Origin of the sequence: Nocardia sp. NBC_01327 (assembly GCF_035958815.1) — a bacterium.
GTDB lineage: Bacteria > Actinomycetota > Actinomycetes > Mycobacteriales > Mycobacteriaceae > Nocardia.
The window spans coordinates 381112-394305 of the sequence record NZ_CP108383.1; the positions used below are offsets into that span (position 1 = coordinate 381112).

A 13194-nucleotide genomic window follows, 5' to 3' on the forward strand; every position below is an offset into this window, starting at 1 on the left:
TGGCCGAACCAATTGTGCAGGTGAAGTGGAAAGACGACCCGGATGAACACGACTATCCGGCAGCGGCGGATTATCTCGACTTGCTGGCCGCCCCGGAGGTCGTGACGACGGTCATCGAGGAATTGCGCTCCGCGAAGGTCACGCACAAGAAGGCCAAGGATATTCTGCGGGCCTCGGGCCTGGAGCTGGCGGACGCCTCCAATCCCTATGTGCGCCGTGACCTGGCGAAGATCGCGGCGGGCAAAACACTGTCCCCGATCCTGCTGGTGCGCGGTGACTTCCGCAAGGGCGTACCGACGCAGATCGCCGACGGCTACCACCGGGTGTGTGCCATTCACTACACCGACGAGAATATTCAGATCCCGGTGAAAATCGCTGCGCTACCGTGACATTCGGACTTCTCGCACTCGTCATCGTGCTCGGGCTGGCCGGGCCGGTGCTGGCCTGGCGCTCGCAGTGGCACCTCCCGGTCATCCTCGGTGAACTGCTGGCCGGAATCCTGTTCGGCACCACCGGTTTCGGGATACTGAATCCGGCGGATCCGACCTTCACCTTCCTCGCCAATGTCGGATTCGCCGTGGTCATGTTCGTGGCGGGCACGCACGTACCCATGCGTGATGCGACCATTCGCACGGCCCTGGGCAAGGGTGCGCTGCGCGCCGTGCTCGTCGGCCTCCTCGCGGTGATCGCCGGCCAGGCGGTGGCCGTGGTCTTCGATACCGGACACGGCGCGCTCTACGCGGTGCTGATCGCGTCCTCCTCGGCCGCGCTGGTGCTCCCCATCCTCGATTCGCAAGGCCTGACCGGGCCGGGTCCTTTTCAAAAACCGGTGCTGGAGTTGACCGCTCAGGTCGCCATCGCCGACGCCGCATGTGTGGTCGCGCTGCCGCTGGTGATCGATCCCGCCAATGCCGGACGAGCGGCGATCGGCGCGGTGGCGGTCTCCGCGGCCGCGGCCGTGGCGTACTTCGTGCTCCGATACCTGAGCGCCTCGGGTATCCGGCAGCGCTATCACAAGATCTCCGAACAGCGGCAGTTCGCGCTGGAGCTGCGGGTGAGCCTGGCCCTGCTGTTCGCGCTGTGCGCCCTGGCCACCAGCACGCACGTATCGGTCATGCTGGCGGGCTTCGCCCTCGGACTCGCGGTCGCCGCCGTCGGTGAGCCGCGCCGGGTGGCCAAACAGCTGTTCGCACTCGGCGACGGATTCCTGACGCCGATGTTCTTCGTCTGGCTGGGCGCGCGCCTGAATCTCCGTGAGTTCGGCCAGCATCCGTGGTTGATCCTGCTCGGCCTGGCGCTCGGCGGGGCGGCGGTGCTGACCCATATCGCCATGCGTTTCACCGGTCAGCCGATCATCTTCGGCACCATGGCCGCCGCGCAGATCGGGGTGCCGGTCGCCGCGGTCACGGTCGGCACCCAGCTCCATGTGCTGAAACCCGGAGAGCCGGCGGCGCTCATGCTGGGCGCGCTCGTCTCGGTCGCGGCCACGGCGGTGGCGGCCAATCGTGCGGCGGTCCGCCAGATGGCGCAGCCGGGACCGCAGGACCCGAAGCCGGCCGACGGCGGCAGTGGCGGGTCACCCGATCAGAAGAGCAGCCCGGCCCCTTAGGGCTCGCGCCCGAGCAGCCGATCCGTTTCGCGGCGTTCACGTTTGGTGGGGCGACCGGTGCCGCGATCGCGCTGCGGCAGGGTGGCGACCACCAGCGGGTCGGGCGGGGGCGGGCTCTTGTCGATCAGGCACAGCGCGGCGACGGCCGCGCCGACGCGCTTGGTGAGCAGGCGCTCGACAATGACAATGCGTTCTACTCCGCCGACGCGGACCCGGATCTCATCACCGTGCTTGAGCGCGTGGGCAGCCTTCACCGGCACACCGTTGACCCGCACATGCCCGGCGCGGCAGGCCGTGGCCGCCGCCGACCGGGTCTTGAAAAGACGAACAGCCCATACCCAAGAATCGACTCGGGCCTGGGCTGGTTCGCTCGGTAGAGCAGAAGTCACGCGTTGACGATACGGCTTACGCGCTGATGCGACGCGCGGTGACCACCATATTGGGACGCAGCGTGGTGTAGGAGACGGGCGTACCGGTCTGCACGGCATTGAGCAGCTTGCCGTCACCGGCGTACATGCCGACGTGGCCGCCGCCGTTGGTGACAACGATGTCACCGGGCTGCAGGTCCTCGAAGGCTACGGGTGCGCCGACGTTGGACTGCTCGAAGCTGGTGCGCGGCAGTTCGACTCCGGCCTGCTTGTAGGCCCACTGGACCAGACCCGAGCAGTCGAAGCTGTACGGGCCGGTGGCACCCCAGGAGTACTGGGCGCCGACCTTGGACTGCGCGGCCTGGAGAGCGATCTGAGCCGGGGCGCTCGGCTGCTTCTGCTGCTGCGGGAACAGTTCCGGCAGCTGGAAGCCATTGGCGCCCGGGGCGGGATTGGCGCCGAGCTGCTGGATGGCAGCACCCGGATTCGCCTGAAAGTCCTTGACCGCCTGGTTGAACTGCTGAACCTGCGGTGCAAAATTGTCCGGCACATCGAAGTTCCCGATACCCGGGACATCGATGGTGGCGGCCGAGGCGGTGATCGCCGGGAACGCGCCGGTTGTCGTTGCTGCCATGGCGCCCATCACAATGGCGCCCTTCACGGAATTCGGTACCCGAGATTCCCGCTGCAAACTGTGTCTACCCACCGAGCTCGCATCTCCGATCTTGTGCTGCATCCCGATTCGAGGACGAATGTGTTGCTCGTCATCGTCTAGCCGGTAACGTCGCGGGCCGCCTCTCCGATGAAGCGACAGACTCCGCTAAGTCACGAAGAGATTACGATGGCCAGCGCCTGTTGTCCACCCCACACGCGGCGCGTGTCGCGACGCACCGCAAAACGCCCGGCGGACACGCGAAATCGCGTACCTGAAAATGGATCACGACTCGGTATACCTGATCGACATCAGCGTTACCGAACTGCAAACCAGATGGTCTGCCGGACGCTTCGCCGCCGCACTCGACCACCTCTGGGCCACAGCACTCAACCGCGCGCCTCGATCGTGCGCTCGAGGTCCTCGATGCGGCGCCGGGCGTCGGCGAGTTCGACCTCCAACTGCCCCAGCGCCATTACCAGCGGCCCGACCGCGAGGTCCGCGACCAACTGCGGATCGTCGTAACCGCGTTCGATGGCCACCAGAATGTTGTTGCGAATACGTGCCGCCACCACCGCCTCGGCGGGGACGTTCCAGGACTCGACCACCTCGGAGACGGTGGACGGGGCTTCCTCCGACATGAACCCTCCTGCCCTGGGCATCAGCGAACCAGTCATAAGGGTAGCGAGGGACGAAGAGCGACAAGGGGTGTGAAGCGAACACCCGTCGCGCCACGCGCTCACACCCCCGCGTATGCCGGTCGATAGCTACGTCTAGGGGGTTCGGTAGATGCCCGGATAATCCGTGATTTTGGCGTTACCGTCGTCGCGTGGACCCGGTAAGAAACCCGTACGCCCCCGGCGCCGGCCAGCGGCCGCCCGAACTCGCGGGCCGTGATCGGCAGCTGGACGCCTTCGACATCGTGCTGGAGCGCATTGCCCGCGCCCGCCCGGAGCGCAGCGTCATGCTCACCGGTCTACGCGGCGTCGGGAAGACCGTGCTGCTCAATCAACTTCGCTCGGCGGCGCGCACGCGCGGCTGGGGTACCGGCAAACTCGAGGCGCGCCCCGATCAGGAGCTGCGCCGGCCGCTCTCCTCGGCGCTGCACATGGCGGTGCGCTCGATCGCTGTGGCACATCGCAATCCGGATCAGGTGGACGATTTCCTCGGCATCCTCAAGGCTTTCGCGCTGCGCTCCACCGCCGACAAGGGCATGCGGGAGCGCTGGAATCCGGGTATCGACGTGCCCGCGGTGACCGGGCGAGCCGACTCCGGCGATATCGAGATCGATCTTGTCGAGCTGTTGATGGAGGCCGCGCAACTCGCCCGCGACGCCGGTGTGGGCATCGCGCTGTTCATCGACGAGTTGCAGGATCTGGGCCCGGCGGACATATCGGCCATCTGCGGGGCCTGCCACGAATTGAGCCAGGACGCCGCGCCTTTGATCGTGGTCGGCGCGGGGCTGCCGCATCTGCCGGCCGTGCTCTCGGCCTCCAAATCGTATTCGGAACGACTGTTCTCGTATCACCGCATCGATCGCCTCGATCGGGAATCCGCCGACCAGGCCCTCATCGCCCCGGCCGGGCGCGAGGATGTGAAGTACACCGAGGCCGCCCTGGACGCGCTCTACGACAAGGCCGACGGCTATCCGTACTTCGTCCAGGCCTACGGCAAGGCCACCTGGGACGCGGCCACCCAGAGCCCGATCACCGAGGAGGACGTGGACGTGGCCGCGCCCACCGCCGAGGAGGAGCTGGCGGTCGGATTCTTCGGCTCCCGGTACGAGCGGGCAACCCCGGCGGAGCGGGAGTACATGCGCGCCATGGCGGATCTGGCCGGAGACGACGGACCGGTCTCCACGGCCGCCGTCGCCCGGGAGCTCGATCGCAAACCGGCTTCGCTCTCCCCCGCGCGCGACGGCCTCATCAAGAAGGGGCTGATCTACTCCGCCGAGCGCGGCACGATCGGTTTCACGGTGCCGCATTTCGGCCGATATCTCCGAGGCGTGCAGTAGCGAGAGATTAACTGTTCAACCAAGATCATTGTCTGACAAGCGGTTTCGATCTTTGCCAATGACTACCGATGGGTAACAAAGGCTCCTACACTCGGATGTGATTCCCATCACGTCCGAGGAGGACCACATGGCGACTACCGCGAAAGTCGATGCCACCGAAGAACAGGCCCGGGCACTCGTCGAAGAGTCTCGCGAAACCACCTGGGCCAAACCCTCCTTCGCGAAGGAGATGTTCCTCGGCCGCTTCCGCCTGGACCTCATCCATCCGTTCCCGCAGCCCGGCGCGGCGGATCAGGCCAAGATGGACGCCTATCTGACGCGGCTGCATGCCTTCTGCGAGACCATCGACGGCCAGCGCATCGAGGCCGAGGGCCGCATTCCGGACGAATATGTGCGCGGGCTGGCCGAACTCGGCTGCTTCGGCCTCAAGATTCCGGAGGAGTACGGCGGCGTCGGCCTCACCCAGGTCGGCTACAACCGCGCGCTCATGCTGGTCGGGTCCGCGCACGCCAGCCTCGGCGTACTGCTCTCGGCGCACCAGTCCATCGGCGTCCCCGAACCGCTCAAGCTCGCGGGCACCCCGGAGCAGAAGCGAGAGTTCCTGCCGCGCTGCGCCAAAGGCGCGGTCAGCGCCTTCCTGCTCACCGAACCCGATGTGGGTTCCGATCCGGCGCGCATGGCCTCCACCGCCACCCCCACCGAGGACGGGGAGGCCTACGAGATCAACGGCGTGAAGCTGTGGACCACCAATGGCGTGGTCGCCGAACTGCTCGTGGTGATGGCGCGGGTGCCCAAGAGCGAGGGCCATCGCGGCGGCATCTCCGCCTTCATCGTGGAGGCGGACAGCCCGGGTATCACTGTGGAGCGCCGCAATTCGTTCATGGGCCTGCGCGGCATCGAGAACGGCGTCACCCGCATGTACAACGTGCGGGTGCCCAAGCGGAATCTGGTCGGTCGCGAGGGTGACGGGCTCAAGATCGCCCTCACCACACTGAACGCGGGCCGGCTCGCGATTCCGGCCATGTGCACGGCGGCGGCCAAGTGGTCGCTCAAGATCGCACGGGAGTGGAGCGGCACCCGCGTGCAGTGGGGTCGTCCGGTCGGTGAGCACGGTGCGGTGGCGTCCAAGCTGTCCTTCATCGCCGCAACGACTTTCGCACTGGAGGCGGTGCTGGACCTGTCGGCCACCATGTGCGACGAGAACCGCAACGACATCCGCATCGAGGCGGCGCTGGCCAAGCTGTGGGCCTCCGAGATGGCCTGTCAGATCGCGGACGAGCTGGTGCAGATCCGCGGCGGCCGCGGTTACGAGACCGCCGCCTCCCTGGCCGCGCGCGGCGAACGTGCCGTGGGCGCCGAGCAACTCGTGCGAGATCTGCGCATCAATCGCATCTTCGAGGGCTCCAGCGAGATCATGCGGCTGCTCGTCGCCCGCGAGATGGCCGATGCGCATATGGCGGCGGCCGGAGCGCTGGTCGATCGCAATGCCGAGCTCAAGGACAAGGCCAAGGCGGCCGTCGGCGCCGGCGGGTTCTATGCCAAGTGGTTCCCGCAGCTCACCGTGGGCAGCGGCACCGCGCCGACGGGCTTCGGCGAATTCGGCCCGCTCGCAAGGCATATGCGGTTCGTGGAGCGCATGTCCCGCAAGCAGGCGCGGGCGCTGATGTACGGAATGGCGCGCTGGCAGGCGAAACTCGAATACAAGCAGGGTTTCCTGGGTCGCATCGTCGATATCGGCGCGGAGCTGTTCGCCATGGCGGCGGCCTGTGTGAAGGCCCAATCCCTGCGCGTGGCAGGCGATCCCGACGGCGTGGCCGCCGAGGAGCTGGCCGACGTGTTCTGCCGGCAGTCCCGCATCCGGGTGCAGCAGTTGTTCGAATCCCTGTGGGACAACACCGATGACGCCGATACCGACGTCAGTCGCGGCATTCTCGACGGCCGCTACCGCTGGCTGGAGGGTGGTGCGCTCGATCCGAGCGAAGGCACCGGCCCGTGGATCTCCGAATGGCAGTTCGGACCCTCGACCGAGCAGAACCTGCTGCGAACGTTCCTGCCGTCGACCAAGGCGTCGGCAGCCACGTAGCAGCGCCGGTTCGCCGTCGAGGTGAATCTGCCCCTGTCTAGCCGAATAACTAGACAGGGGCAGATTGCTGTCGAGGACTTCGCACAGCTATCTACAGCTTTCTAGCAGCAACGCTAGATTGCCGTAGATAGACCGATTGATGTCGATCACCTGCGTCAGTTGGACAACTTGTGCATAACGCCAGGTGTAAGGCGGTAACGCGGAGGCAATTCCCATCGACAACCGGGCAAAAGGCGAACTCTTTAGGAGCCGTCATGTCCTTCGTCATCTGCAGCGCCGCCGATAACGACAGTCTTCATCGCACCGTCCCCGCGGACGACGGTGTCCCCATCGCGGTCCACGAGTTCGGCCCGGCCGATGCCCCGCTCACCGTGGTATTCGCACACGGTCACTGCCTGCGCACCGAATCGTGGGCACTGCTGCGGCAGCAGTTGCTGCCACGCTGGGGCGATGACGTGCACATGGTCTTCTACGACCATCGCGGACACGGGGATTCGGGTACGGCGGATCCGGCGACCTACACCATCGATCAGCTGGCACAGGATCTGGACGCGGTACTGCGGACCGTCGCACCCACGGGTCCGATTGTGCTGGTGGGGCATTCGATGGGCGCCATGACCATCCTGGCCTATGCCCGGCTCTATCCGGGAGCCATCGGCGGTCGCATCGTGGGCGTCGGACTGCTCGCCGGGGCCGCCAACAGTGTCACCCGGGTCGGCCTGGGCCGGCTGCTGAACGGTCCGGCGGTGACCTCGCTGCGGGTCGCGGTGCGCCGCGCACCGCGCGCCATGCAGGCGTCGAAGCATTTCACCCGGCACCTCTTCGAGCCGATGCTGCGCGAGGCCGCACTGGGCACCCGCAGGGTGAGCCCGCGCATGCTGGCGGTGGCCACGGCCATGCTCAACGAGACCTCACTGCTGACCATGGCGAGCTTCCTGGAATCGCTCATGCGGTTCGACGAGATGGCCACCCTGCAGCGGCTGGGCACGATTCCGACGCTGGTGCTGGCCGGCTCGGCGGATGTGGTGATTCCGTTCGCACATTCGGTGGTGCTGGCCTCCCAGCTCGACGACGTCGAATTGGTGCGCCTGGACGGCGCCGGGCACAGCGTCATCATGGAACGTGCCGAGGAAGTAGCGGGAGCCATTGCGGCACTGGTGAATCGGGCCGTCGCGGCGTTGGCGGACCCCGATGCGGGCCCGTTCGGGCCGGAGCCGGAGTGCGGTCCGGAGTACGCGATCGCGGGCTGAGCGGCCCGCCGGGACAGGCCGCTGAACTGCGGATATATCGACCTGACGAGCGCAATCGAATATCTTCACGTACTGTGTTGTAGATCATAATGTGTGGTCTGTCACACGGCTCGAGGAGGTTTCGATGACACGCAGCGAGATTGCGGAACTCCGCTACGCGGTCGGCCAGCTCCGGCAGTGCGTCGGCGCGTTGCGTTCGCACTACGGTGAGGCCAGTGAGGTCCGCCGGCTGGAGAACGATCTGGAACGGCTCGTCATCGACGCCGATGAATTCGAGCAGGCCCCACCCGCTCAGGTAGCTCGCTCCGGCGAGCCGAACGTCATCTACGTTCCCGACAGCAAGTCGGACGAAGCGGCGTGGATGGGCGCGCAGGACGAGGGCTTGGGCTTCCACTCCCGTCCGCGCACCAAGTAGCGGCGCCCGGTAGCTTCTGCCCCGCACCGAGGTGCGGGGACGCTAAGCTCCCGCCCGGGATCGCGCTGTCGTGGTGATGTACCGATCCGCGACAGCGCCGTCCCGGGCAGGAGTATGTGTGAGCCCCGCGGAGCAATTGACGGCGCGAGATGCCGTCTTCGTCTATGACGAGTTCGAACGCCACCCGTCGAATATCGTCGCGGTGTACGCGTTCGACGCCACCGCGCCGGGAGCCGCGGCGCCCGACGCGCAGAGTGTGATCCCCTGGGTACGAGCGCGTCTCGGCCACTTCCGCCTGTTCCAGCGGCGACTGGCCCGGGTGCCGCTGGATCTGGATCTCCCCTACTGGGTGTGGGACGGGGACTTCGATATCGACCGGCACGTGGTGCTGGAATCCCGCCGCGAATGGGCGGCGGTGCGGTCCCGCATCGCGGAAATCGCCGCCACCCGAATGGATCTCACGCGGCCGCCGTGGCGGATCCATATCTTCGATCGGGTGACGGGTTTCCCGGGCGCACCCGATACGGCGGTCACGCTGGTACTGCTCGGATTTCATCACAGCGCGGGTGACGGCGTGGCGACCCGGGAGCTGGAACTGACGCTGTTCGACGGCAGTGATCTGCCCCCGATCACGGAATCTGCCGATGCGCGGGAGTGGTCCGCGCGCCGGGCCTTCGGCCGGGCGGCGGTGGCGCTGCCGTATCGGCTGGCGCGCTTCGCGATCGGATTGCGGCGTACCCGGGCGGCGGCAGCGACGGCCCGCGAGCGGGCGGCTGCGCAGGTGATCCACGAACCGCTCGCGCTCCGGCCCGCCACCCGATTCAATCGACAGGTGGATCCGCTCTTCGGCTTCGATCTGGTGCGGATTCCGATGGCATCGATCCAGAAGGCGAAAGCCGCGTCGGCGGAACGGATTACGGTCAACGATCTGGTGCTGACGGTGGTGTCCGGCGCGCTGGCGGCCTATCTCGCCGAGCGCGGTGAGACACCGGAGGGCGCGCTGGCCGCCATGGTGCCCCGATCCATGCGCGGTCTCGCCCAGTGGAATTCGGCCAATCAGCTCACCCAGATGTCGGTCGATCTGCACACCGATATCGCGGATCCGGTACAGCGGCTGCGGGCCATCCGGGAATCGATCCGGCGGGAGAAGCAGCGCGGGGCCGATGCCGCGGTGCTGCGCCGTGAGGAGCGGGTGCACACCTCACCGGCCGCACTGTTGCGGCTGGCCGGATGGGCCCGGGCGCACAGGCGATTCGACGAGGTGGCGACGGTGCCGCTGTCCAATACGACCATCAGCAATGTGCCGCCCGTGGCCGAGCGGCTGGAGTTCCTGGGCGCGCCCATGATCAGCGCGTTCGGCGCGCTGCCCATCATGGACGGGGACGGCTTGCGGCACCTGACCACCTCGCAGGGGGGCGAGCTGATCATCAGCTTCAGCGCCGATCGGGCGATGATGCCGGATACCGCGCACTACGCGGAATTGCTGCTGCAATCGTTTGACGACACCTGGCAGGCACTCGAATCACACCGGGACTGAGCGGCGCACGGTATTTCACACGCCTAGTGCCGGACCGAGAATCGGCCAGGATTTATGCAGTTCGTCCTGCCAGTAGCCCCAGGAGTGCGTACCGGAATCATCGAGACTGTAGGTGATGTCGGTGCGGCCCAGGGCATTCGTGCGCGCGGCGAGCTGCGTGGTGCAGTAGTGCGTGGTGGCCTCGATGCCGCCGCCGATCAGCATCTGATTGGCGAGGGTGGTGGCGTTCTGCCGGACGGTCGGATCGGCGAGTGCGTCATGGGGGCCGGGCATTCCGGTGCCGCTGGAGATGTACATGGGAATGTTCGGCAGGCGGTCCGCGTGCAGCAGCACATCGTGTTCGCGCCACTCCGGTCCGCCGAGCGGGCCCCACATATTCTGTGCTCGCCCACCGCCGAGACTGATGACGAAGTTGATTGCCGACTGTCCCAGTGGATCACTCGTCATGGCGCATCCGCTGTAGGCGGCGACGCCGCGATACAGCTCGGGCGCCTGGATGGCCAGGTCCAGCACGGAGGTGCCCGCCATAGAGATGCCCGCCAGGCCGTTCACGCCGTTCGTTCCGAAGGCGCGGTCGATGACCGGCGGCAGCTCCTCGGTGAGGAAGGTGGCCCACTTGTTCCGGCCGTTGTTGCCGAGCTTCTTGCCCAGACCGGCATCGTCCTGCTGCCAATCGGTGTAGTAGCTGAAGGCCCCCTCCATGGGGACAACGATATTCACCTGTTTATCGGCGAAGAACCCGTTGAGATCGGTCTGCGCGACCCAGCTCGCGGCATCCTCGCCGCCGCCCGCGCCATTGAGCAGGTACAGCGTGGGCGCCGGAGTGCCGGTGTCCGCGGGCCGGAGCACCTGGAGCGGGATGTCCCGGTCCATGGCCGGTGAGTAGACGCTGATCTGAACCAGCCGTCCCGCACCGGCGGTCTGTGACACCACCCGGGCCGGTGCGGCGTGCGCCGCCGGCGCCGCGGGGGTGGACATCGTCCACAGCAGGCCCGCCGCCAGCAGGAGCGTCATCTGGAATGCGGTGCCGCGCAACCGCTGCATACTCATGAAATCGCCTGTGTCCCTGAAACATCGCCAAGGGGGCACACCGAGATGGTGCACCCCCGAACTCGACTGCCGGTGGGTTACTTACCCGCCGCCGGAGTGCCGCCGCTGAGCGTGATCAGCGCGTTCACAATCGTGGTTCCGACACTGCCGACGCTGCCGCTGCCCTTGCCGAGGACATCCCAGAGCGATCCCATGTGTATCTCCTTAGTCGTACGTGTGAGGTGTCGCGAATGGCCTGCTACTGACGGAATTTCGCCAGCGAGCCGAGGAAGGTGTCCAAGAGGCCATCGCCTGCGACGGCGGACCCGAGGGCCGGAATTATGGAGCCGAGCAGATCGCTCAACGAACCCATCGTGAATCTCCTTGTGCACGTTAGACATTGCCCCGTGCGAACGGCGCCTGCCCGCAAAGAGGAATGATCACGTTCACCAATCGAACGTGACGCACGCAACATAGCAAGCGACCATTTCATGATCAAGGCATATCGCCCAAAATTCTTCGCCAGGCGCACTATCAATGGAGCAAATTTTCGGCACTTACGTCGGATGAACCGATGACCGAAATCTGAAACCCCTGCTGGGCAGCCATTTCCGGAACTTGGTCCGACCAGGGCACTTGACGTAGGAGCGGCCTTCACCAAAAGCGGTGGCTTCCGCTACCACCGTCGATGTGCTAGCGGAGCGCGCCAAGCAATTCCGTTCGGCAGCAACACTCGGCGTGTCGAACGGCGTGTCGTACTGGCTTCAGGAGCGGTGCCGGCCCAGGCGGCGGGGCGGGCGGGCGCCGTGGAAGCGGGCGCCGCGCGGTGTCGGCACATCCTGGACGGTGTAGGCGCTCTCGAAGACCGCGGCCATGGCCTGCGAGGGTCCGGTGGGCAGCGCCGCGAGGCCGTAACCGCCTTCGCGGCGGGCGAGTTCGTGCAGCAGGGTGGTGACCATGCGCAGGCCGGCCGCGCCGCCCGGATCACCCAGCGCGATGGCGGCGCCGTGCACATTCAGGCTGGCGGCCGGATCGAATGTCCAGCCCTCCCGCTCCCACAGCCGGGTCAGCGCCAGGATCTCGACGGCACTGGTCTCGTCGATCTCGACCACATCCAGATCGTCCAGGCCGAAACCGCTGCGGGCCAAGGATTTACCCACCGCCAGTCCGGCGGCGGGCACCGCGATGTCCGGATCGCCGGTGGCACAGGCCCAGTCGACCAGATAGCCCATGGGCACCAGGCCCAGATCGGCCAGCCGATCCTCGGCCACCACCAGGCAGGCGGAGGCCGCGAGGGTGCGGGTGCTGCTGTTGCCGACGGTGGTGACACCGCCGGGGACAAACGGTTCCAGCGCCGCGAAGGCGCGGGCCGAGACATCGTCGCGCAGGCCCTCATCGCGGTCGACCAGTTGCACCACACCGGAATTCGAGTCGTCCGGAACGGCATTCACCACGACGGGCGCGGTTTCCGCGCCGAAGATCCCCTGCCGCCGGGCCCGGGCCGCGCGGCGATGACTGCTCGCGGCGTACTCGTCGGCCGCCGCCCGGGTGACGCCGTAGTGCTGGGCCAGCAGTTCGGCGTCCTTCAATTCGATCGGCCCGCGGGCCGCTTCGGCCGCACCCCACACCGCGAGCTGCTCACCGGTGTCGACGCCGGCCACCTCACCACCGGGTAGCCGGACGGAGGTACGCGGGCCGCGCGGTAGCGGCCCGGCGCCCAGCGGACCCCGGAACCCTCCGGTTGCCGTTGGCGCGCAAGGGTATTCGGCGCCGAGGGTCAACACCACATCGGCCGTGCCGGTCTGCACCATCATGGCGGCGGTGATCAGTGCGCGCAGGCCCGCACCCGGACCGCTGCCGATGGGGAATTCGCCGAGATCGGAGGGCAATCCGGCCAGCGGGACGGCCGCGCGCACCGAACCGTGGTCCGGAACGGCCGTGACGAGTTGCTCGATGCGATAGGGGTCTATACCCGAACGGCCCACCACGGCCGCCAATATCGTCGAGATCAGGCGCTGCGGCGCGACCGCCGCCAACGCACCTCCCGGCAGGCCGACGGGTGTGCGCATAGGCATCACGATCGCGGCTCTCCTCATCAACCGGCTCCCTTCACGCTCGCACCGGCCCCCTGCTGGGGTGTCTTGCTCAGGGCAAGGTCACCACAGTCTTGTTGCTGCCGTGTGACGGTCCGCGAACGGACAGGGGAGTCATTCGCGCTCTCAGCGTTGCGGAGTCGC

Annotated in this window: 12 protein-coding genes; 7 read left to right on the forward strand and 5 right to left on the reverse strand. The window is 67.0% G+C overall.

Annotation, left to right across the window (positions count from 1 at the left end; genetic code table 11):
• The first annotated feature begins 11 nt into the window (after positions 1-11).
• A complete protein-coding gene (locus tag OG326_RS01660; protein WP_327146330.1) occupies positions 12-389 on the forward strand; it encodes a hypothetical protein in 378 nt (125 codons plus the stop codon).
• Complete coding sequence (locus tag OG326_RS01665) at positions 386-1609, forward strand: cation:proton antiporter (protein WP_327142859.1); 1224 nt, start codon at positions 386-388, stop codon at positions 1607-1609. Before OG326_RS01660 ends, OG326_RS01665 begins: the two co-directional genes overlap by 4 nt.
• On the opposite strand, the gene OG326_RS01670 is transcribed toward OG326_RS01665, so the two are convergent.
• The 3 genes from OG326_RS01670 to OG326_RS01680 form a co-directional block, all read right to left on the reverse strand.
• On the reverse strand, positions 1606-1998 hold the full coding sequence (locus OG326_RS01670) for an RNA-binding S4 domain-containing protein (RefSeq protein ID WP_327142860.1): 393 nt from the start codon (positions 1996-1998) through the stop codon (positions 1606-1608). The two genes, OG326_RS01665 and OG326_RS01670, sit on opposite strands and share 4 nt — an antisense overlap.
• A gap of 16 nt (positions 1999-2014) precedes the next feature.
• Positions 2015-2611, reverse strand: coding sequence for a C40 family peptidase (locus OG326_RS01675; protein WP_327142861.1), 597 nt, complete (start codon positions 2609-2611; stop codon positions 2015-2017).
• Between the two features lie 407 nt (positions 2612-3018).
• Positions 3019-3270: a hypothetical protein gene (locus OG326_RS01680; RefSeq protein ID WP_327142862.1), complete on the reverse strand. Its 252-nt coding sequence runs from the start codon at positions 3268-3270 to the stop codon at positions 3019-3021.
• Positions 3271-3458: 188 nt separating this feature from the next.
• Between OG326_RS01680 and OG326_RS01685 the strand changes: the two genes are divergently transcribed.
• The 5 genes from OG326_RS01685 (at position 3459) to OG326_RS01705 (ending at position 9928) form a co-directional block, all read left to right on the forward strand.
• Positions 3459-4643, forward strand: coding sequence for an AAA family ATPase (locus OG326_RS01685; RefSeq protein WP_327142863.1), 1185 nt, complete (start codon positions 3459-3461; stop codon positions 4641-4643).
• Positions 4644-4770: 127 nt separating this feature from the next.
• Positions 4771-6726, forward strand: coding sequence for an acyl-CoA dehydrogenase family protein (locus OG326_RS01690; RefSeq protein WP_327142864.1), 1956 nt, complete (start codon positions 4771-4773; stop codon positions 6724-6726).
• A 254-nt stretch (positions 6727-6980) separates the two neighbouring features.
• The gene (locus tag OG326_RS01695; protein WP_327142865.1) at positions 6981-7976 is read left to right on the forward strand and encodes an alpha/beta fold hydrolase; all 996 of its coding nucleotides are present in this window, start codon (positions 6981-6983) and stop codon (positions 7974-7976) included.
• Positions 7977-8100: 124 nt separating this feature from the next.
• Positions 8101-8391, forward strand: a complete 291-nt coding sequence (locus tag OG326_RS01700) for a hypothetical protein (RefSeq protein WP_327142866.1) — start codon at positions 8101-8103, stop codon at positions 8389-8391.
• Between the two features lie 118 nt (positions 8392-8509).
• Positions 8510-9928 (forward strand): wax ester/triacylglycerol synthase family O-acyltransferase, encoded by a 1419-nt coding sequence (locus tag OG326_RS01705; RefSeq protein ID WP_327142867.1) that lies wholly within the window; start codon positions 8510-8512, stop codon positions 9926-9928.
• A 15-nt stretch (positions 9929-9943) separates the two neighbouring features.
• On the opposite strand, the gene OG326_RS01710 is transcribed toward OG326_RS01705, so the two are convergent.
• Complete coding sequence (locus OG326_RS01710; RefSeq protein WP_327142868.1) at positions 9944-10978, reverse strand: alpha/beta hydrolase; 1035 nt, start codon at positions 10976-10978, stop codon at positions 9944-9946.
• 743 nt (positions 10979-11721) lie between these two features.
• Positions 11722-13053: an acetyl-CoA acetyltransferase gene (locus tag OG326_RS01715; protein WP_327142869.1), complete on the reverse strand. Its 1332-nt coding sequence runs from the start codon at positions 13051-13053 to the stop codon at positions 11722-11724.
• Positions 13054-13194 lie beyond the last annotated feature (141 nt).